This is a genomic window from Mycobacterium syngnathidarum (assembly GCF_001942625.1).
Lineage (GTDB): Bacteria > Actinomycetota > Actinomycetes > Mycobacteriales > Mycobacteriaceae > Mycobacterium > Mycobacterium syngnathidarum.
The window spans coordinates 388080-406107 of record NZ_MLCL01000062.1; the positions used below are offsets into that span (position 1 = coordinate 388080).

An 18028-nucleotide genomic window follows, 5' to 3' on the forward strand; every position below is an offset into this window, starting at 1 on the left:
CCAAGTCATGCTCGTGGTGGTCAGGGGTCTGTCCGGGAGGTCTTGCCACCGCGATAACGCTACGCCTGAGCTTGGTGCAAGAATCTGGACATGCCCGCTGTACCGGATGGCTTCGTTGCCGGCCTCGAAGGCGTCGTCGCCTTCACCACCGAGATCGCTGAACCCGACAAGGACGGTGGTGCACTGCGCTACCGGGGTGTGGACATCGAAGACCTCGTGGCCCACCGCGTCACGTTCGGAGACGTGTGGGGGCTGCTGGTCGACGGCAGCTTCGGCACGGGACTACCCCCGGCCGAGCCGTTCCCGCTGCCCATCCACAGTGGCGACGTGCGCGTCGACGTCCAGGCCGGGCTGGCCATGCTGGCACCGATCTGGGGTTACGCACCGCTGTTGGACATCGACGACGACACCGCTCGCGACCAGCTGGCCCGAGCCTCGGTGATGGCGCTGTCCTACGTCGCACAGTCAGCCCGCGGCATCTACCAGCCCGCCGTGCCCCAGCGCACGATCGACGAATGCGACACTGTCACAGCGCGTTTCATGACCCGCTGGCAGGGAGACCCCGACCCGAAGCACGTCGAGGCAATCGACGCCTACTGGGTGACCGCGGCCGAACACGGGATGAACGCCTCCACGTTCACCGCCCGGGTGATCGCCTCCACCGGCGCCGACGTCGCGGCATCGCTGTCGGGCGCGGTGGGCGCGATGAGCGGTCCCCTGCACGGCGGCGCCCCGGCCCGGGTGCTGCCGATGATCGAAGAAGTCGAAAAGACCGGGGACGCCCGAGCGGTGGTCAAGGGCATCATGGATCGCGGTGACAAGCTGATGGGCTTCGGGCACCGCGTGTACCGCGCCGAGGATCCTCGGGCGCGGGTGCTGCGGGCCACCGCCAAACGCCTTGCGGCACCCCGCTACGAGGTGGCCGCAGCCTTGGAACAGGCTGCGCTGTCCGAGCTGCGTGAGCGCCGCCCCGACCGGGCCATCGAGACCAACGTCGAGTTCTGGGCCGCGGTGATCCTGGACTTCGCCCAGGTGCCTGCCTCGATGATGCCGGCGATGTTCACCTGCGGGCGGACCGCGGGCTGGTGCGCGCACATCCTGGAACAGAAGCGGCTCGGCAAACTCGTGCGCCCGGCCGCCGTCTATGTCGGCCCCGAACCGCGCAGCGTGGAGTCGGTCGCCGGATGGGACAAGATCGCCACCTCGTGACCGGCGGTCACGACATATTCGCCTCTGCGGCAGATGTTTTCGGCGGATTTCCGTGCCGATACCGCGGTTGCCGACGAGATCAGGGGCCGTCTCCGTCACGCGGCGTCGTTTCGGCGTCAGTGCACATGTCAGACCCGGGTGGTTGCATGGGACGTGTCTGGCGATGAGATCCGCCCGCCGCGCGGGTCTGCATTGAGTCCACTCACCTACCCAGGAGAAGATCATGGCGATCGAAGTAACACCCGCAGTCTTGCCGCATCTGGTTGTCGACGACGCCGCCGCAGCAATCGACTTCTACGTCAAGGCATTCGGCGCCACCGAGCTGGGCCGGGTGCCCGGGCCCGAAGGCAAGCTGGTCCACGCAGCGCTCACCATCAACGGGTCCACGGTCATGCTCAACGACGACTTTCCCGAGTACAACGACGGCAAGCCGTCCACACCCAAGGCCCTGGGCGGCACCCCGGTGACAATCCACCTCACCGTGACCGATGTCGAGGCCAAGTTCGCCCAGGCGGTCGACGCCGGCGCAGAGGTCGTCATGCCGCTGGAAGACCAGTTCTGGGGCGACCGCTACGGCATGGTGCGCGATCCTTTCGGCCACCAGTGGTCACTGGGGCAGCCGGTCCGCGAGGTCAGTCCCGAGGAGATCGCCCAGGCCATGCAGTCGGGGCAGTAACCCGCCCGCCACGCGTTCATACTGGTCTCCTCGCGATATGCCACGAAGGAGACCGATGAGCACTCAGCCCGCCGACACCACGCCGGCTGCCCGCGCGCTGAACTGGCGAGTCGTCGACATCGTCGTCGCCAGCGTCCTCGCAACGGCAGCCGGGCTGGTGTTCGTGGTGTGGAACATCGCCTCCAACCCGATCAGCGCACCGCTGACAGCAGCGCTTCCGGGCCTGCAGGCGCTGCTGGCCGGAGGCTGGTTGTTCGCCGGGGTGCTCACCGCGCTCGTGATCCGCAAGCCGGGAGCTGCCCTGTACGGCGAGCTCGTCGCCGCCACGGTGTCGGCACTGGTCGGCAACCAGTGGGGCGTGCTCACCCTTGAATCGGGACTGGTGCAGGGCATCGGCGCGGAACTGGTCTTCGCGGCGTTCCTGTACCGCCGTTGGGGGCTGCCCGTCGCACTGCTCGCCGGGGCTGTCGCCGGATTGGCGCTGGCCGTCAACGACCTCATCCTGTGGTATCCCGGCTCGGCGAACGCCTTCGCCGCGATCTACACCGTCTCGGCCATCGTCTCCGGCGCCCTCGTCGCCGGCCTGCTCTCGTGGTTGGGGGTCAGAGGTCTGGCGAAGACCGGAGCGCTGGGCCGGTTCGCGTCGGGCCGGATCGGCCCCGCCGCTCGATGAGCTCACCGCACGGCTCCGGTGCCACCGTCACGGCGCACAGTTGGGGTTGGAGCCACGCCGGACGCACCGCATGGGCCGTGCGCGACCTCGAGCTCGCGATCGAACCCGGCGAACGTGTGCTGCTGCTCGGACCGTCCGGAGCGGGGAAATCGACTCTGCTGCACGGCATCGCCGGGCTGCTCGGCGGGGCCGACGAAGGCCGGCAGGCCGGTAGCCTCTTCGTCGACGGTCGGCCGCCGAGCGAGCAACGCCACCGGATCGGAATGGTGTTGCAGGATCCCGACTCCCAGGTGATCCTGTCCCGCGTCGGTGACGACGTCGCCTTCGGCATGGAGAACTTCGGTGTTCAACGCGAGCAGATCTGGCCCCGGGTGCACGCTGCGCTGGACGCGGTCGGGCTGAATCTCGGCTTGTCCCAATCCACTTCAGCGCTGTCCGGCGGACAGAAACAGCGCCTCGCCCTGGCCGGGGTGATCGCCATGGATCCCGGCCTGATCCTGCTCGACGAACCGACGGCCAACCTCGACCCCGCGGGTGTCATCGAGGTACGGGACGCCGTCGCGGAATGCGCAGCCCGCACCGGCGCGACACTGATCGTCATCGAGCACCGCACCGAGATGTGGCTGCCGGTGATCGACCGGGTGATCGTGCTCGGCACCGACGGCGAGGTGATCGCCGACGGCACCCCGGAACAGACCATCCGGCGCAACCACCACTACCTGGTTCGATCCGGTGTCTGGGTACCCGACACCCCGCTGCCCGAGATCGACCGCCACCGGTTTCCTGCATCCGAATCATTGCTGCAGGCAGCGGGTCTGGCGTTGGCCCACCCCGGTGATCCGCCCATGCACGTCGACCTGGACTTCGAGATCTCGACCGGGCAGATCACGGTGATCACCGGCCCGAACGGCGCAGGCAAGTCGACGCTGGCGCTGACCATCGGCGGGCTCTTGCCGGTGCCGGCCGGCCGGCTCGAGGCGCACGCCGGCTTCGCACCGTCCCCCTCGCGCCGCCAACCCATCAAGTGGAGGTCCAAGGAACTGCTCACCCGGATCGGCAGCGTGTTCCAAGACCCCGAGCACCAGTTCCTCACCGGCACGGTGCGCGATGAACTCACGTTGGGCCCCAAAGCGATCAAGCTGGGCCACACCGAAACCACCGCGCGCACCGACGAACTCCTGGAGCGCCTGCGCCTCGGCCACCTCGCCGAGGTGAACCCCTACACGTTGTCCGGCGGAGAGAAGCGCCGCCTGTCGGTCGCCACGATGCTGGCCACCGCACCCAAGGTGATCATCCTCGACGAACCCACCTTCGGGCAGGACCGGCGCACCTGGGAAGAACTGACCCGCCTACTGGCCGAGATCGCCGATGCCGGAACGGCCGTCGTCGCGGCCACCCACGATCTCGACTTCGCCACCCTACTCGCCGACGCCCGGATCGAGCTGCCGGAGTGGGACCCCACCGCGGGGACGACGCTGTGATCATCAACCCCGTCGCCCGACTGCTCACCGCCCTGATCATCGCGGGGGCCCTGGTGTTTTCGGTGGACTGGCTTTCGGCGCTGACCGCGCTGATCGGTGAGCTCGTGCTGTTCGCCGTCATCGGCGTCAAGCTGCGCGCGGCGCTGACCCGTGCCGCCGTGGTCCTCATCGCAGCCGCGCTCACCGCCGTCACCATCCTGCTCTACGGGCAGACCAGCGGCACGGTGTACTGGCACTTCTTCCTCGTCACGATCAGCGACGGGTCCATCACGCTCGCCCTGGCCACGTTTCTCCGCGTCCTGGCGATCGCCCTGCCCTCGGTCATCCTGTTCATCGACGTCGAATCGACCGAGTTGGCAGACGGTTTAGGGCAGGTGCTGCATCTGCCTGCCCGATTCGTTGTCGGTGCGCTGGCCGGCCTGCGAATGGTGGGCCTGCTCGGACAGGACTGGCGGTACCTCGGTTACGCGCGCCGAGCCCGCGGCGTGGCCGACCACGCCAGGGTGCAGCGGATCGCGGGACAGGCGTTCGCCCTGCTGGTGTTCGCCGTGCGCCGCGGATCGAAGCTGGCCACCGCGATGGAAGCCCGCGGGTTCGGCGCCTACCCGGACCGGACGTGGGCCCGCCCATCTCCCTTCGGAGCACGCGAGTTCGCTTTGATCGCTGCGGGATTCGTCATCGCCGCCGCCGCGATCACGGTGTCGGTGGTGTGCGGGACATGGAACTTCATTGGCTCTCGATGACATCCTGCGCCGCCTCGACGCGGCCGCGACAACGGTACTGATCGACGGCCGTTCCGGGTCCGGCAAGTCGACGCTGGCCGCCGAGCTGCACGACATCTGGGCCGGCAGTGTCGTCGTTCGGCTCGACGACATCTACCCGGGCTGGGACGGACTGCTCTGGGCCGCAGACCATTTGCAGCGATCACTGCTCGAGCCGCGGGCGGCCGGGCACACCGGACGCTGGCGGCAATGGGACTGGACTACGGCTGCACCCAGCGGCTGGCACCGGGTCGAGCCTGGGCAACGCTTGATCGTCGAGGGCATCGGCGCGCTCACCCCGGCTGCCCGGGCGTGTGCGGACCTGGGCATCTGGGTCGACGCCGACGATGCCGAGCGCAAGCGTCGGGCATTGGAACGCGACGGAGACACCTACCGGCCGCACTGGGACCGGTGGGCAGCCCAGGAGGACGAGTTCATCGCCAGGTTTCAGCCGAGGGCGTGTGCCGACCTGATCGCTGTACCGGCCGCGGACGGATTCGAGTTCACCGCGCCCGGCCGGCGCCGCTAGCGCAGTCCTGCCAGAACCCGTTGCCGCATCGTCGGTTTCGGGGCCGTTGCGGCGGCCGCGATCATCTCGTCGACCGAGGTGAACTTGTCACGCGGCCGATCCTCGCCACCGCGGGCGATCTCGGCGGCATCGATCGCCTGCCACCCGGCCGCGTCGACCATGGCGGGCTGGCGCGTCCGCACCAGCTTCTCCAACGCGGACTGCTTGTGCACCGGGTCGGTCAGCACGCCGGCGTTGAAATCGTCGACCAACTGACGCACCGTCTGCGCCGCACACGACTTGTTGGTGCCGATGAAGCCGGTGGGACCGCGCTTGATCCAGCCGGCCACGTAGGCGCCTGCCGCGTCACGAACACGTCCGGCGTCGTTGGGCACCACGGCGGCATCGTCGTCGAACGGAAGGTCGGCAATGGCCTTGCCGCGGTAGCCGATCGAGGTCAGTACCAGCCCTGCGTCGAGCGTGCGCACATCATCGGTTCCGGTCACACCGAATTCGATTCCGGTCACCCGGTCCTCGCCGAGCACGCGCTGCGGGGTGAGCCGGTAGGCCAGCCGGATCCTCGGCTTGGTCAACGGCGCGGACGCATGACCCAGCTTGGCCAGAATCTCCAGCTTGTTGCGGGTCAGCGGGTCGGTGGTGCGAGCCAGATCTGCCACCACCAACTGATGGTCGGCCTCATCGAGCACGACGTCGCAGCTGGCGGTCAAGCCGATCAGTTCCGGCAAGGTGAAAGCCGACTCCGCGGGGCCGCGGCGGGCCGCGATCACCACCTCGGAGACCTTCGAAGTGCGCAGGGCCGCCAGGGCATGGTCGGAAATGTCGGTGCGGGCCAACGTATCCGGATCGGTGGTGAGGATCCGGGCCACGTCGAAGGCGACATTGCCGTTGCCCACGATGACCACCCGCTCATGGCTCAGATCCACGGGCAGGTCGGTGAACTCGGGATGTCCGTTGATCCAGGCCACCATCTCGGTGGCCGTTCCGGTACCCGGCAGGTCCATACCGTCGATGGCGAGCCGGCGATCGTTGGGTGCACCCACCGCGTACAGCACGGCGTGATGGTGTTCCAACAGGTCGGCGTGTGACAGGTGCTTGCCCACCTCGACGTTGAGGAAGAACTTGAACCCGGCATGTTTGGCGATCACGTCGAACAGCCGGGTCACCCGCTTGGTGCTCTGGTGGTCCGGAGCGACACCCGCCCGCACCAGCCCGTAGGGCGTCGGCAGCTTCTCGAAGACATTGACCCGCACGCCCCGCTGCGTCAGCAGCTCGTCGGCCGCGTACATGGCGGCCGGACCGGAGCCCACGATCGCCACGGTCAGCGGCGCGCCCCCACGAGCATCCACCTTCGGCGCCGCGATCACCGGCGCCAGCTTGGACGTCGGCGGCAACTTACCTTCCCGCTTCGGGTAGAAGGCCGCGTTGAGCTCGATGAACGGCAGTTGCTTGTCGGTCAGCCGGGTATCGGCCGCGATCGCACCGACCGGGCACGCGCTCACGCACGCGCCACAGTCCACGCAGGCATCGGGATCGATGTAGAGCATCTCTGCCGTCGCGAAGCCCGGCTCATCCGGCGACGGATGAATGCAGTTCACCGGACACGCGTAGACGCAGGACCCGTCGCTACAACACGACTGGGTGATCACATGGGGCATAACAAACCTTCGAACCCTCCGGGACGAGCTTTAGGCGACTGAGACCAGGTGCTCGCGCTGTGGCTCGCTACGGTAGCGGCTCGGCGCCCCGTCGATCTTGCAGATCCGCCACATGAGCTTGGCGATCGGGTTCATCAGGCCGGTGTCGTGGCAGAGCATCCGGACATCGCCGAACATATCCCGCAGCATCTTGCGAGACTCGGGCGAACGGAAGAACAGCTCCTTGCGCACCGAGCGCGGGATGTCGAATTCCTTCCAGAACGCGCGCGGCGGCACGATGATCGCCGAGCACAGGATGCGCATGGTCAGCGGCACGAACAGCGACAGGATCCAGCGCTGCCGGCGGCGCAGGTTCGGCACCCGCTTGTGCAGGTACTGGTGCGCGAACGAGATGTGGCGGGCCTCCTCGGCGACGTGGATCGCCATCACCCGTTCCATGATCGGGTGCAGGGCCTTGCCCTCACGCAGCACGTTCTTCTGCGTGTGATCGATGGGTTCCTCGCCGGCGAGAACACCGAAGAAGAACGGGATCGGCAGCGGGCCGGCGGCCAGCGGGATCAGCGGCTGCAGCCACTTGAGCAGCCTCGGCATGCCCGGCACGTCCATGCCGATCCGGTTCACCATCTCCTGGAACATCAGGGTGTGGTTGCACTCCTCGACGGATTCGTGCAGGCAGTACCGGTACTCCGGCGAGCCGTTGGGCACCCAGAACGAGTACTCCATCAGGCCGCGGATCAGGATGTTCTCGAAGTGCAGGCCGACCTTGGCGACATTGGCCTGACGCCACATGCCGATCTCGATCTGCCGATCAACGGGCTGCGCCTGGTACCAGCGGTGGCCACCCATCGGGTCGGTCGCCGGCAGGATCCAGCGCGGATCGTTCGGGATCACCGCGAACTCCGGCGAATCCCAGTCGATGTCCTTGTACGGGTTGAAGTTGCGCCGCACCGAGCCCTCGGACAGCGTAGAGAGCATGTCGACGTACTGGGTGTCGTCGCTGACGTCCATGTTCTTGCGCCAACGCCTGACCATCTTGGTCCGAGCCATGTTGCAGACCTCTCTCTAATCGTCTGAGGTTTACATCTACCCACTTGTTGTACAACGGTACCGCAGGTATCGAGTAGATGTCCATGCCTGATTCGACGAGTTTGCCGACATGCAGCATGGGGTGGTCAACCCGAAGGTAAAAGGCCAGGTAGCTGTAGTGCTCACAGGCCGGGCTGTGGTGACCGACACACTGCAAAAGATTGCCACTGAGGCCTTTGCGGGCCACACCGCCGCCGATCGGCACCGGATCGCCGCCGAAAACCGAGCGGCCCCGGCCACCACCGACCGCCCGGCCACGCCCGAATTTTGACGCGGTAACCGCCGACTTTAGGCTGGTCCCATGGCTGAACTGATCATCCCTGCCGACCTTCTGCCCCGCGACGGCCGTTTCGGATGTGGCCCCTCCAAGGTCCGCCCCGAGCAACTGACCGCGCTGGCCGCAGCCGGGGACCTGTTCGGCACCTCCCATCGGCAGGCACCGATCAAGAACCTGGTGGGCCGCGTCCGCGACGGTCTGCGTGAGCTGTTCTCGGTTCCCGACGGCTACGAGGTGATCCTCGGCAACGGCGGCTCGACCGCATTCTGGGATGCCGCGGCCTTCGGCCTGATCGACAAGCGTTCGCTGCACCTGACCTACGGCGAGTTCAGCTCCAAGTTCGCCTCGTGCGTGGCGAAGAATCCGTTCATCGGCGACCCGATCATCGTCAAGACCGACCCGGGCACCGCACCTCAGCCGCAGTCCGACCCGTCCGTCGACGCCGTCGCGTGGGCCCACAACGAGACCTCGACCGGCGTCTCGGTGCCGGTGCAGCGGCCCGATGGCGATGCGCTCGTGCTGATCGACGCCACCTCGGCCGCCGGTGGCCTGCCCGTCAACATCACCGATGCCGACGCGTATTACTTTGCGCCGCAGAAGAACTTCGCCGGCGACGGCGGCCTGTGGCTGGCCATCCTCAGCCCCGCAGCCCTGGCCCGCATCGAGTCGATCGCCGCAACGGACCGCTGGGTGCCCGACTTCCTGTCGTTGCCGATCGCGGTGGAGAACAGCCTCAAGAACCAGACCTACAACACCCCGGCCATCGCGACGCTGATCCTGCTGGCCGAGCAGCTCGACTGGCTCAACGGCAACGGCGGCCTGGACTGGGCCATCAAGCGCACGGCAGATTCGTCCGAGCGGCTCTACTCGTGGGCCGAGGGCACGTCGTTCGCCACCCCGTTCGTCACCGATCCCGCATTGCGCTCGCAGGTGGTCGGCACCATCGACTTCGACGATTCGGTGGACGCCGCCGCGGTCGCCAAGGTGCTGCGGGCCAACGGCGTCGTCGACACCGAGCCCTACCGCAAGCTGGGCCGTAACCAGCTGCGAATCGGCATGTTCCCGGCCGTGGACCCCGATGACGTGAGCGCGCTGACCAGCTGCGTCGACTGGGTCGTCGGAAAGCTCTGAGTCCGTCGCACTCCCGCCAGCGTGTCAGCCCGGTCACGGGCTGATAACGCAGTAGGGTTCGCGCAGGAGGTTTGGTCGGTATGCGAGAACTCAGAGTCGTTGGTTTGAACGTAGACGGCAGACGCATCATCTGTGAATCCGACGACACCGCCAAGGACATGTTCAGCTTGCGTGTCGATGACCGGCTGCGTGCCGCCATGCGCGGTGACAAGGTCGCCTCGAATCAGACCGATATCGATGCAGAGGTGCAGAACGTGCTGCGACCCAAGGAGATTCAGGCCAGGATTCGCGCCGGGGCATCGGTGGAGCAGTTGGCCGAAGCAGCCGGGGTGCCTGTCGAACGGGTCGAGCGGTTCGCTCATCCGGTCTTGCTGGAACGCGCCCGGGCAGCCGAGCTGGCCACCGCGGCACATCCGGTACTGGCCGACGGACCTGCAGTACTGACGCTGCTGGAGACCGTCACCACTGCCCTGGTGGGTCGCGGACTCGACCCGGACTCCATTGCCTGGGACGCCTGGCGCAACGAGGACAGCCGCTGGACCGTGCAGCTGGCCTGGAAGGCCGGACGGTCCGACAACGTTGCGCATTTCCGGTACTCCCCCGGAGCTCACGGCGGCACCGTCACCGCGTCAGACGATGCCGCCCGCCAGTTGATCAACCCCGATTTCGGTCGGCCGTTGCGCCCCGTCGCGGCGGTACCGCACCTCTTCGACCATCACGAAACCCCCGAAGTTCAGGAGAGCCCGGCCGCGGCCGTGCCCGACGAGTTCAGCCGGCCGGCCGAACCGGAGCCCGCCCCTGCCCCGCAGGCGCCCAAGCGCGGCCGCAAGGCGCGGCCGGCGGTTCCCGCGTGGGAGGACGTGCTGCTGGGCGTGCGGTCGTCCGGCACTCAGCCCTGATCGTCTTCGAGGAGCCTGTGCTGAAGTTTGCGGCCATCAGGTAGCCGCAATCTTCAGCGTTGACAGCCCTCCACGTCAGGCCGCCAGCTCAACGCCGGTGAACTCGCAGCCCGGACCGCAGGCGTGGCCACTCACCCTGATCCCGTGGCGCCGCATCACCTGGGCGATCTTCGCGGCGGTCCGGCACGGTCGGTCGAAAACCTGACGGTAGGACAGTCGGACGGTTGAGCGGCCGTCGACCGCGGCGTCGAGATCACGCTCGACATCCTCGTTTCGTGCCGATGCCGTGTTGTGGAACAAGAGGCCATCGAGTTCGACCACGAGCCGTTGGTCGTACTCAGCATCGCGGTAGCTCACCCCCACCGATGAGGTCGAACGCTTCTGACGAGCGGCCCGTGGCAATCCGTGCGCCCGTTCCACGCGATTGAGATATCCGTGCTCCAGAACCGAGCAGGTGCCCTCGGCAATGTCGACCATCACCGCCCGCAGCCAGCGTCTTCTGCGAACCCGTAAACGAGCGTCGAGGGCTCGCAGTAGATGTCGTGCGGTGGTTCGCCGCGATTGGCAGGCGTTGGCCAGCACCGCGATGGCATCGAACTCGGATTTGGCCTGGCATGCGACGTCAAGGGCGGCTTCCTCGAAACGCAGCCGTGGCGGACCGACGTGCCAGAGCACCCGTTCCTGCAGGTGGGCCTGATGGTGGATGCGCACTCCGTGGGGTTCGGCGAGCACGCCCCGGTCGCGGGAGACTGCGATATGGATCACCGCACCCTCGTCGGTCAACGCCGATTCCAGGCACAGCGCCGCCGGAGCCGCGTAAAGCACTGCGGCCCAGGCCCGTTGCAGCCACGTCAACGGTCCGGTGTGATCGATGTACACGCCGTCGTGGACCCGCGCCCACTCATTACGCCGGAGCAACCGTCGAATGTCGTGCTGCTGCATCCCCGCGTCCAGGGCTTGCCGACGCGAAACAACTCCCGACTGCTGCCCAAGCACGTCCCCGATGTCCACGCCGTCGATGCTCGTCGACCGGCGACTCCCCGACCAGACCCGTTCCGCGCACTTGTGGATAACTACGTGCGCTGAAGATCGCGGCTACCTGGTGGCCGCAATCCTCAGCACTCACAGGCCCGCAGTGTGGTGCACCGACCACCAACGTGAGCAGGGTCTGGAGACCGAACTGGTGGCCTGAGCGGTCAGCCCTGGGTCAGCCCGATCGCCAGCAGCGCCAACCAGCCACCCGCCACCCCGACGCCCGAACCCAGGACGAACCAGCGCCACACCGGCCGGTGCCGCCAACCCCACACCGTCGGGGCCAGACCTCCGACGGCCACCATGTTCAGCCCGATCGCTAGAAGCGGGTGAACACGCAGCAACCCGACCCCGAGCACCACGATCGCCGCACCGAGCACCACGGCCACGAAGGCGGCCACCGTCAGGCCGGTACCCCACGGCGTGGAATCGTCGGTCACGGAGTCAATCTAGCGCGATCTCAGCTTCCGAGCCTGGCGCGTTCGTAGAACGCGAGCGCCGCCGCGGTGGCGACGTTGAGCGAATCGGTGCCGCGCGACATCGGAATGCGCACCCGCACATCGCTGGCCCGCATCGTGTGCTCGGTCAGACCGGGACCTTCCGCGCCGACCAGGATCGCCACCCGGTCCCCTTCGAGCTGCGACATCGCCTCCGACAATGTCGCGGCAGCCGGATCGGGCGTCATCGCCATGACCCGAAACCCTTTGTCGCGCAACAATGTCAAATCGCCGGGCCAGGATGCAGCCCGGGCGAACGGCACCAGCAGGGCGTGCCCCATCGACACCCGCACCGCGCGCCGGTACAGCGGATCGGCGCAGCCCGCGCCGAACACCACCGCATCGACTGCGAGCCCGGCGGCATTACGGAAGATCGACCCCAGATTCTCGTGGTCGTTGACTCCTTCGAGCACCGCCACGGTGCGTGCACCGGAAATCACCTCGGCCACCGACAACTCGGGTGCCCGGGAGGCCGACGCCAGCACGCCACGGTTGAGGTGGAAGCCGACCGCGGCGGCCATCACCTCAGCACTCGTCCGGTAGAAAGGCACATCCACACCGTCGAGATCAGCCGCGAGCTCGGTCAGGCGCCGATCGGTGCCCAGCAGGGCGCGCGGGACGAACCGGGAGGCCAGCAAACGCTGTACGACCAGCACCCCCTCGGCGATCACCAGCCCCTTGCCGCTGGGCAGATCGGGCCGGCGGTCCACGCTGTTGAGATCACGGAAGTCGTCCAACCGGGAATCGGCCGGGTCCTCGATATCGATTACCTGCAGCAGACTCACGCGCCTTCGAGAACCATTGCCGACATCAGATCGGTCGCGGTGACCAGAGTCTGCCGTTCAGCCGGGTCCAACCGCGACAGCTGCGCCATCAGCCACTCCTGGCTGGCCTTGCGCTCGGCCTCGACCAGGGTCACGCCGGCCGGTGAAGCCGACACCACGATCTGGCGCCCGTCGACCGGATGGGCGGATCGCGCCACGAGCCCCTGCTCGGCCAGTGAAGCGATCACCCGGGTCATCGACGGAGGGCGCACCCGCTCACGCAACGCCAAGGCACCCGGCGTCATCGCGCCCTCCTTGGCCAAGGTGGCCAGCGCCGAGAACTGGGTCAGCGAAACCGGGGATTCCGCACGCCGCGTACGCAATTGACGCGCAAGACGGACTACCGCCAGAGCCAGATCATTCGCCAGGAGCGCCTCCGGATCCTTCACATCGGAAATAGTACTGAGGCTGACGCAGTAAAGGGCTAAAACCAGGACCAATGAATCGCCCTGCCATCGGATACGTTGGTCACCGATGACCGACGACACCGACGACGCGCAGGAGCCCCAGCCACCGGCCCTACCGCGTGCACTGCTGGAACCGTGGCCGGTGATCGCGGTGATCGCCACCGGCTGGTTGATCGCCACCGTCGTGGCGTTCACCGTCAGCGGTCTGCAACACTGGCGGCCGTTCACGCTCGCCGGGCTGGCGATCGGCGTTCTCGGCACGACCATCTTTCTGATCCAGCGCCGTGCCGTGCGTCGCGGATCCCGCGGCGCACAAAGCGGATTGACCTGAGGAGACACCATGGCCGCACCACTTCTGCAAGCCACCATCGACATCGAGGCACCGGTCGACAAAGTGTGGGGGCTGGTCTCGGACTTGAGCCGGATGCCGCAGTGGAGCCCGCAGTGCCGGTACATGGGGCCCCTCGGCCCGCTGCGGCCGGGAACCCGCACCTTCAATCTCAACCGGCGCAAGTTCATGTTCTGGCCCACCACCTCACGCATCACCGAGGTCGTCGACAACAAGAAGCTCGCATTTCTGGTGGAGGGTAACAACACCATCTGGAGCTACGAACTGGAGCCGACTGCCACCGGTACCAGGGTGACCGAATCCCGCCACGCCGAGAACGGCACCACGGCCGTGTCCAACGCTCTGGTCGGCGCGTTGTTCGGCGGAGTCCCCAGCTTCGAGGATGAGCTGGTCGACGGGATGAATGCGTCACTGGCGCGGATCAAGGCCGCCGCCGAGAACTGAGCCCTATTCGGCGGTGTCGAGGACACCGTCGTCGTAGGGCTCGTACATCGGTGACCCGGTGCCGGGCGGTTGCGGGGTGTCCGAATGGGCCCCGCAGCCGTATTCGGCCTCCACCACATGCCCGTCAGCAGACAGATCGTTGGCACACACGCCGAACATCACGCCCAGCGCACCGCCGAGCGGCAGATAGAACCCGCAGTCGCGGCAGACCCGGCGCGTCGAGCGGGCCATCGCCGAACCCGGCCCGTGATCACCGTCGTGCCACCGCTGCGCCGCCTGCGCCCGGCCCCACGCACTGAGCACCTGGCGCCGGCCGAGGCCGAGCTCGAGCGGAGCGTCGTCGATCAGCGGATCCCCGGTGGCCACGTATCCGGGAACCAAACGGGGATCGTTCGGTGGCGGAGCCAGCAGGTCGCCGGGCCCCAGATCGCCGGGACGGACCCGGTCCTGCCACGGCACCCACTGCGGTGCCAGCAGCGCCGTCGGGCCCGGAATCAGCACCAACTCGCTGATCGTCGCGTGATCGGCGCCCGGATAGGCCGCCACCACGACAGCCCACTGCCACCCGCGGTAACCAGGCAGGTCAGCCAGGAATCGGTGCGTGGCCGAGGCGGCATCTTCGATGCTCACACCGAGGTACTCACCGACGGCGCCCTCGCCGCTGAACTCGATCAGCGCCGCGCGCGCCTGCTCGGCGGCACCCGAGAGCAACGCCTCCTGTTCCGGCGACGGTGCCGCAGGGCCGGTTTCCCGGTCGGATTCGTAGGCCTGCTCGGCTGGTTCGGTCACGCTTTCCATCGCCTCCATAGTGCCTGATCGGGGCGACCGCGGGCCACACCGGTCGCCTGTCGGCCGCCTGGACGCCGGATAAGAGAGAATCGAGGGGTGACCTACTACCCGCCGCGGCCCCCAGCCGATCACGGTGCGGAACATCCCGGAATGGCGAACTACCCCAGCGATGAGACGCCGCGCCGGCCACGCAGGCAATCAGTGCCCAGCTCCAACCGCTGGCTGCCGCCACTCGATGAGCAACACACCGCCGCGCATTCCGCGCCCGACGACACACCGCCGCGCCGGGGTGTCGGGTCAGCGGCCGGCGAGAGGGTCACAGTCACCCGGGCAGCAGCGGCGCGCAGTCGCGAAATGGGTTCGCGCATGTACGGTTTCGTACACCGTGCGGCAACCGCCGACGGCGCCGACAAGTCGGGGCTGACGGCACTGACCTGGCCGGTCGTGGCGAACTTCGCCGTCGACGCGGCCATGGCCGTGGCCCTGGCCAACACGCTGTTCTTCGCCGCGGCCAGCGGCGAGTCCAAGGGCAAGGTGGCGCTGTACCTGCTGATCACCATCGCACCGTTCGCGGTGATCGCCCCACTGATCGGGCCCGCACTCGACCGCCTGCAGCACGGCCGCCGAGTGGCGCTGGCCGCGTCCTTCGCGCTGCGCACCGTGCTGATCGTGGTGCTGATCGCCAACTACGACGGCGCCACCGGAAGCTATCCGTCCTGGGTGCTCTATCCATGCGCGCTCGGAATGATGGTGCTGTCCAAATCCTTCTCCGTGCTGCGCAGCGCGGTCACCCCGCGCGTGTTGCCCCCGTCGATCGACCTGGTCCGGGTGAACTCCCGGTTGACCACCTTCGGACTACTCGGTGGCACCGTCGTGGGCGGCGCGATCGCCGCCGGCGCCGAGTACCTGTTCAACATGGCGGAACTGCCCGGGGCGCTGTACATGGTGGTCGCGGTCAGCGTCGCCGGCGCCGTGCTGTCCATGCGGATCCCGAAATGGGTCGAGGTGACCGAAGGTGAGGTGCCCACCACGCTCAGCTACCACGGTCAATCGGCGGGCCGGGCCGACGAGCTGCGTCGGCACCCCGACAAGCCCAAGGCCGAACGTCAGCCGTTGGGCCGCAACACCATCACCGCGTTGTGGGGCAACTGCACCATCAAGGTGATGGTCGGGTTCCTGTTCCTCTACCCCGCATTCGTCGCCAAGTCCCACGATGCCAGCGGTTGGGAACAGCTGCTGATCCTCGGGCTGATCGGCGCCGCGGCCGGCATCGGAAACTTCGGCGGCAACATCACCGCGGCCCGGCTCAAACTCGGCCACCCCGCCCAGCTGGTGGTACGGGCGGCCGGGGCGGTCACCGTCGTCGCCCTGGCCACCGCACTGACCGGAAATCTTCTGGTGGCTGCCGGGGCCACGCTCGTCACCTCGGCCGCCAGCGCCATCGCCAAGGCCTCGCTGGACGCGTCCCTGCAGGACGATCTGCCCGAGGCCTCACGGGCCTCGGCGTTCGGCCGGTCCGAATCGGTGCTGCAGCTGGCCTGGGTGGCCGGCGGCGCCACCGGGGTGCTGATCTACACAGACCTCACAGTCGGGTTCACTACGATCACGGCCGTGCTGATATTGGGCCTGGCGCAGACGATCGTGAGCTACCGCGGCGAATCACTGATTCCCGGCCTGGGCGGCAACCGCCCGGTCCATGCCGCACGAGAAGGCGGCAGCCGCCGCTCCGCCGCCCCGAGGACAGCACAGTGGGAGTCCCGATGAAACGTGCTCTGGCGGTCCTGGCGGCCGTGGTCGTGCTGGCGATCGCCGGCACCGCGGTCGGGGTCTGGCGCCTGCACAGTTCGCACGGCGACCGACTGCCGCAGATCAGTGCGTACTCGCACGGGCACTCGGTGCGGGTCGAACCGTTCCAGTACTGCGAGGTGCTCAACCTCGATGACTGCCAGGAACCGCGCGACACGGGTGAGCTTCGGGTCACCGAGGACAGCCCGGTGCAGCTCTCCGTGCCCAGCGCGGTCGCCCGGGCGCCGTGGCGCCTGCTGCGGGTCTACGAGAATCCGATCGACACAACCGTCACGTACTACGCACCCAAGACCACGCTGGCCGTCACCATCCCCACGGTCGACCCCAACCGGGGCCGGCTGACCGGGCTGGCGGTCCAGCTGCTGACCCTGGTCCAGGATCAAGACGGCGAGGAGTTCGCGCTGCCGCACGCCGAGTGGTCGGTCAGCACGATATGGCCGGACCGCGAGCACGCGGACCCGCGCTAGCCGGCTGAGTGTCCGGACGGTACGCGCTCGCCCTCGGGCGTCGGCCCCGGCGGGGTGCCGTCGCCGAAAGGCCTGCCGCCCAATGATTCCCGACCATGCGGCGTGAGCCAGTTGGCCAGATCCGGACCCTTGGGCACGATCTGCGTCGGATTGATGTCCGAATGCACGAGGTAGTAGTGCTGTTTGATCTGGACGAAATCGATGGTGTCACCGAATCCCGGCGTCTGGAACAGATCCCGCGCGTACGCCCACAGCACGTCCATCTCGGCGAGCTTGGACCGGTTGCACTTGAAATGCCCGTGATAGACCGGGTCGAACCGGGCCAGTGTGGTGAACAGCCGCACGTCGGCCTCGGTGATGGTGTCGCCCACCAGAAATCGCTGAGTGCTCAGCCGGTCGGTCAGCCAGTCCAACGCGGCGAACAACCGGTCGTAGGCCGCATCGTAGGCCTGCTGTGAGCCGGCGAAACCACACCGGTACACCCCGTTGTTGATCTCGGTGTAGATACGCTTGGCCACCTCGTCGATCTCGGCACGCAGCGGCTCGGGATACAGCTGCGGGGCACCCTCGCGGTGATAGGCCGTCCACTCGGTGGAAAAGTCCAGCGTCATCTGGGCGAAATCGTTGGTGACCACCGCACCCGTGTCGATCTCGACGATCGCGGGCACGGTGATGCCCTTCGGATACTCGGGGTCACGCTTGAAGTACGCGTCCTGCAACCGCGGGATCTTGAGCACCGGATCGAGACCGCCGGGGTCGAGGTCGAAGGTCCAACTGCGCGCATCGTGCGTAGGCCCGCAAAAGCCAATGGACAGAACATCTTCCAGACCCAGCAGGCGCCGGACGATGATCGTGCGGTTGGCCCAGGGGCAGGCCCGCGCGACGATCAGCCGGTACCGGCCCGGTTCGACGGGAAAGCCGTCACGGCCATCGGCCGTGATCCTGGTGGTGATGTAGTTGGTATCGCGGTTGAACTCACCGCTGCCGGTTGCGACGTACGAGCCCTGGGCCATATCCCCAGCATGCCCGCAGACAG

The 18028-nt window shown here is 67.6% G+C and carries 22 protein-coding genes; 14 read left to right on the plus strand and 8 right to left on the minus strand.

All coding sequences use genetic code 11. From position 1 onward, the window contains the following. Positions 1 to 90: 90 nt before the first annotated feature. The 6 genes from BKG60_RS17465 (at position 91) to BKG60_RS17490 (ending at position 5329) form a co-directional block, all read left to right on the plus strand. Positions 91 to 1209, plus strand: coding sequence for a citrate synthase 2 (locus tag BKG60_RS17465; protein WP_070184559.1), 1119 nt, complete (start codon positions 91 to 93; stop codon positions 1207 to 1209). A 223-nt stretch (positions 1210 to 1432) separates the two neighbouring features. After that, entirely contained in the window at positions 1433 to 1885 is a 453-nt protein-coding gene (locus tag BKG60_RS17470; RefSeq protein ID WP_070184560.1) for a VOC family protein, read from the plus strand. A gap of 55 nt (positions 1886 to 1940) precedes the next feature. Beyond that, positions 1941 to 2558 carry an ECF transporter S component gene (locus BKG60_RS17475; RefSeq protein ID WP_070944762.1) on the plus strand — a complete coding sequence of 206 codons (618 nt, stop codon included), beginning with the start codon at positions 1941 to 1943 and terminating at the stop codon, positions 2556 to 2558. Continuing rightward, positions 2555 to 4039: an ABC transporter ATP-binding protein gene (locus BKG60_RS17480; RefSeq protein WP_070944761.1), complete on the plus strand. Its 1485-nt coding sequence runs from the start codon at positions 2555 to 2557 to the stop codon at positions 4037 to 4039. The genes BKG60_RS17475 and BKG60_RS17480 overlap by 4 nt, the downstream gene beginning before the upstream one ends. Then, a complete protein-coding gene (locus tag BKG60_RS17485) occupies positions 4036 to 4782 on the plus strand; it encodes an energy-coupling factor transporter transmembrane component T family protein (protein ID WP_171055183.1) in 747 nt (248 codons plus the stop codon). Before BKG60_RS17480 ends, BKG60_RS17485 begins: the two co-directional genes overlap by 4 nt. After that, on the plus strand, positions 4769 to 5329 hold the full coding sequence (locus BKG60_RS17490) for a nucleoside/nucleotide kinase family protein (protein ID WP_070184564.1): 561 nt from the start codon (positions 4769 to 4771) through the stop codon (positions 5327 to 5329). The genes BKG60_RS17485 and BKG60_RS17490 overlap by 14 nt, the downstream gene beginning before the upstream one ends. On the opposite strand, the gene BKG60_RS17495 is transcribed toward BKG60_RS17490, so the two are convergent. After that, positions 5326 to 6984 carry a 4Fe-4S binding protein gene (locus BKG60_RS17495; protein ID WP_070944760.1) on the minus strand — a complete coding sequence of 553 codons (1659 nt, stop codon included), beginning with the start codon at positions 6982 to 6984 and terminating at the stop codon, positions 5326 to 5328. The genes BKG60_RS17490 and BKG60_RS17495 overlap by 4 nt on opposite strands. Before the next feature lie 30 nt (positions 6985 to 7014). Next, complete coding sequence (locus tag BKG60_RS17500; protein ID WP_070944759.1) at positions 7015 to 8031, minus strand: AurF N-oxygenase family protein; 1017 nt, start codon at positions 8029 to 8031, stop codon at positions 7015 to 7017. Positions 8032 to 8152: 121 nt separating this feature from the next. Here BKG60_RS17500 and BKG60_RS17505 point away from each other — a divergent pair, with 121 nt between their 5' ends. From BKG60_RS17505 to sepH, 3 genes are all read left to right on the plus strand, one after another. Beyond that, positions 8153 to 8341 (plus strand): hypothetical protein, encoded by a 189-nt coding sequence (locus tag BKG60_RS17505; RefSeq protein WP_131823377.1) that lies wholly within the window; start codon positions 8153 to 8155, stop codon positions 8339 to 8341. Between the two features lie 30 nt (positions 8342 to 8371). After that, positions 8372 to 9478 (plus strand): phosphoserine transaminase, encoded by a 1107-nt coding sequence (gene serC, locus BKG60_RS17510; RefSeq protein WP_070944757.1) that lies wholly within the window; start codon positions 8372 to 8374, stop codon positions 9476 to 9478. An 80-nt stretch (positions 9479 to 9558) separates the two neighbouring features. Then, positions 9559 to 10377 (plus strand): septation protein SepH, encoded by an 819-nt coding sequence (gene sepH / locus BKG60_RS17515; RefSeq protein WP_070944756.1) that lies wholly within the window; start codon positions 9559 to 9561, stop codon positions 10375 to 10377. A 75-nt stretch (positions 10378 to 10452) separates the two neighbouring features. Here the strand turns inward: sepH and BKG60_RS17520 are convergent, their stop codons facing one another. Continuing rightward, positions 10453 to 11388 carry a type IV toxin-antitoxin system AbiEi family antitoxin domain-containing protein gene (locus tag BKG60_RS17520; RefSeq protein WP_070944755.1) on the minus strand — a complete coding sequence of 312 codons (936 nt, stop codon included), beginning with the start codon at positions 11386 to 11388 and terminating at the stop codon, positions 10453 to 10455. On the opposite strand from BKG60_RS17520, the gene BKG60_RS31730 reads away from it, so the two are divergent. Next, positions 11381 to 11569 (plus strand): hypothetical protein, encoded by a 189-nt coding sequence (locus BKG60_RS31730; protein WP_131823376.1) that lies wholly within the window; start codon positions 11381 to 11383, stop codon positions 11567 to 11569. The two genes, BKG60_RS17520 and BKG60_RS31730, sit on opposite strands and share 8 nt — an antisense overlap. A 4-nt stretch (positions 11570 to 11573) precedes the next feature. Here the strand turns inward: BKG60_RS31730 and BKG60_RS17525 are convergent, their stop codons facing one another. From BKG60_RS17525 to BKG60_RS17535, 3 genes are read right to left on the minus strand one after another with little or no spacing between them, the layout of a single operon-like run. After that, positions 11574 to 11849, minus strand: coding sequence for a DUF2537 domain-containing protein (locus BKG60_RS17525; protein ID WP_070944754.1), 276 nt, complete (start codon positions 11847 to 11849; stop codon positions 11574 to 11576). Between the two features lie 20 nt (positions 11850 to 11869). Further along, positions 11870 to 12691: a TrmH family RNA methyltransferase gene (locus tag BKG60_RS17530; protein WP_070944753.1), complete on the minus strand. Its 822-nt coding sequence runs from the start codon at positions 12689 to 12691 to the stop codon at positions 11870 to 11872. Beyond that, positions 12688 to 13119 carry an Rv0880 family HTH-type transcriptional regulator gene (locus tag BKG60_RS17535; RefSeq protein ID WP_070944752.1) on the minus strand — a complete coding sequence of 144 codons (432 nt, stop codon included), beginning with the start codon at positions 13117 to 13119 and terminating at the stop codon, positions 12688 to 12690. Before BKG60_RS17535 ends, BKG60_RS17530 begins: the two co-directional genes overlap by 4 nt. An 85-nt stretch (positions 13120 to 13204) precedes the next feature. On the opposite strand from BKG60_RS17535, the gene BKG60_RS17540 reads away from it, so the two are divergent. Both BKG60_RS17540 and BKG60_RS17545 read left to right on the plus strand, forming a co-directional pair. Next, entirely contained in the window at positions 13205 to 13468 is a 264-nt protein-coding gene (locus tag BKG60_RS17540) for a DUF2530 domain-containing protein (protein ID WP_070184573.1), read from the plus strand. 9 nt (positions 13469 to 13477) lie between these two features. Beyond that, complete coding sequence (locus BKG60_RS17545) at positions 13478 to 13930, plus strand: SRPBCC family protein (RefSeq protein WP_070944751.1); 453 nt, start codon at positions 13478 to 13480, stop codon at positions 13928 to 13930. Positions 13931 to 13933: 3 nt separating this feature from the next. Here the strand turns inward: BKG60_RS17545 and BKG60_RS17550 are convergent, their stop codons facing one another. Continuing rightward, positions 13934 to 14728: a DUF3027 domain-containing protein gene (locus BKG60_RS17550; protein WP_207549561.1), complete on the minus strand. Its 795-nt coding sequence runs from the start codon at positions 14726 to 14728 to the stop codon at positions 13934 to 13936. Positions 14729 to 14869: 141 nt separating this feature from the next. Here BKG60_RS17550 and BKG60_RS17555 point away from each other — a divergent pair, with 141 nt between their 5' ends. Further along, complete coding sequence (locus tag BKG60_RS17555) at positions 14870 to 16483, plus strand: MFS transporter (RefSeq protein ID WP_234998135.1); 1614 nt, start codon at positions 14870 to 14872, stop codon at positions 16481 to 16483. After that, positions 16480 to 16992, plus strand: a complete 513-nt coding sequence (locus BKG60_RS17560; RefSeq protein WP_070184576.1) for a DUF2771 domain-containing protein — start codon at positions 16480 to 16482, stop codon at positions 16990 to 16992. Before BKG60_RS17555 ends, BKG60_RS17560 begins: the two co-directional genes overlap by 4 nt. Here BKG60_RS17560 and BKG60_RS17565 read toward each other — a convergent pair. Beyond that, positions 16989 to 18005, minus strand: a complete 1017-nt coding sequence (locus BKG60_RS17565) for a glutathione S-transferase family protein (RefSeq protein ID WP_070944750.1) — start codon at positions 18003 to 18005, stop codon at positions 16989 to 16991. The two genes, BKG60_RS17560 and BKG60_RS17565, sit on opposite strands and share 4 nt — an antisense overlap. Positions 18006 to 18028 lie beyond the last annotated feature (23 nt).

Coding starts and splice junctions, on each gene's coding strand:
- BKG60_RS17560 (WP_070184576.1), top strand. CDS start 16,480: ATGAAACGTGCTCTGGCGGTCCTGGCGGCCGTGGTCGTGCTGGCGATC.
- BKG60_RS17565 (WP_070944750.1), bottom strand. CDS start 18,005: ATGGCCCAGGGCTCGTACGTCGCAACCGGCAGCGGTGAGTTCAACCGC.
- sepH (WP_070944756.1), top strand. CDS start 9,559: ATGCGAGAACTCAGAGTCGTTGGTTTGAACGTAGACGGCAGACGCATC.
- BKG60_RS17500 (WP_070944759.1), bottom strand. CDS start 8,031: ATGGCTCGGACCAAGATGGTCAGGCGTTGGCGCAAGAACATGGACGTC.
- BKG60_RS17550 (WP_207549561.1), bottom strand. CDS start 14,728: ATGGAAAGCGTGACCGAACCAGCCGAGCAGGCCTACGAATCCGACCGG.
- BKG60_RS17495 (WP_070944760.1), bottom strand. CDS start 6,984: ATGCCCCATGTGATCACCCAGTCGTGTTGTAGCGACGGGTCCTGCGTC.
- BKG60_RS17470 (WP_070184560.1), top strand. CDS start 1,433: ATGGCGATCGAAGTAACACCCGCAGTCTTGCCGCATCTGGTTGTCGAC.
- BKG60_RS17475 (WP_070944762.1), top strand. CDS start 1,941: ATGAGCACTCAGCCCGCCGACACCACGCCGGCTGCCCGCGCGCTGAAC.
- BKG60_RS17465 (WP_070184559.1), top strand. CDS start 91: ATGCCCGCTGTACCGGATGGCTTCGTTGCCGGCCTCGAAGGCGTCGTC.
- BKG60_RS17480 (WP_070944761.1), top strand. CDS start 2,555: ATGAGCTCACCGCACGGCTCCGGTGCCACCGTCACGGCGCACAGTTGG.
- BKG60_RS31730 (WP_131823376.1), top strand. CDS start 11,381: ATGTCCACGCCGTCGATGCTCGTCGACCGGCGACTCCCCGACCAGACC.
- BKG60_RS17555 (WP_234998135.1), top strand. CDS start 14,870: ATGGCGAACTACCCCAGCGATGAGACGCCGCGCCGGCCACGCAGGCAA.
- serC (WP_070944757.1), top strand. CDS start 8,372: ATGGCTGAACTGATCATCCCTGCCGACCTTCTGCCCCGCGACGGCCGT.
- BKG60_RS17540 (WP_070184573.1), top strand. CDS start 13,205: ATGACCGACGACACCGACGACGCGCAGGAGCCCCAGCCACCGGCCCTA.
- BKG60_RS17545 (WP_070944751.1), top strand. CDS start 13,478: ATGGCCGCACCACTTCTGCAAGCCACCATCGACATCGAGGCACCGGTC.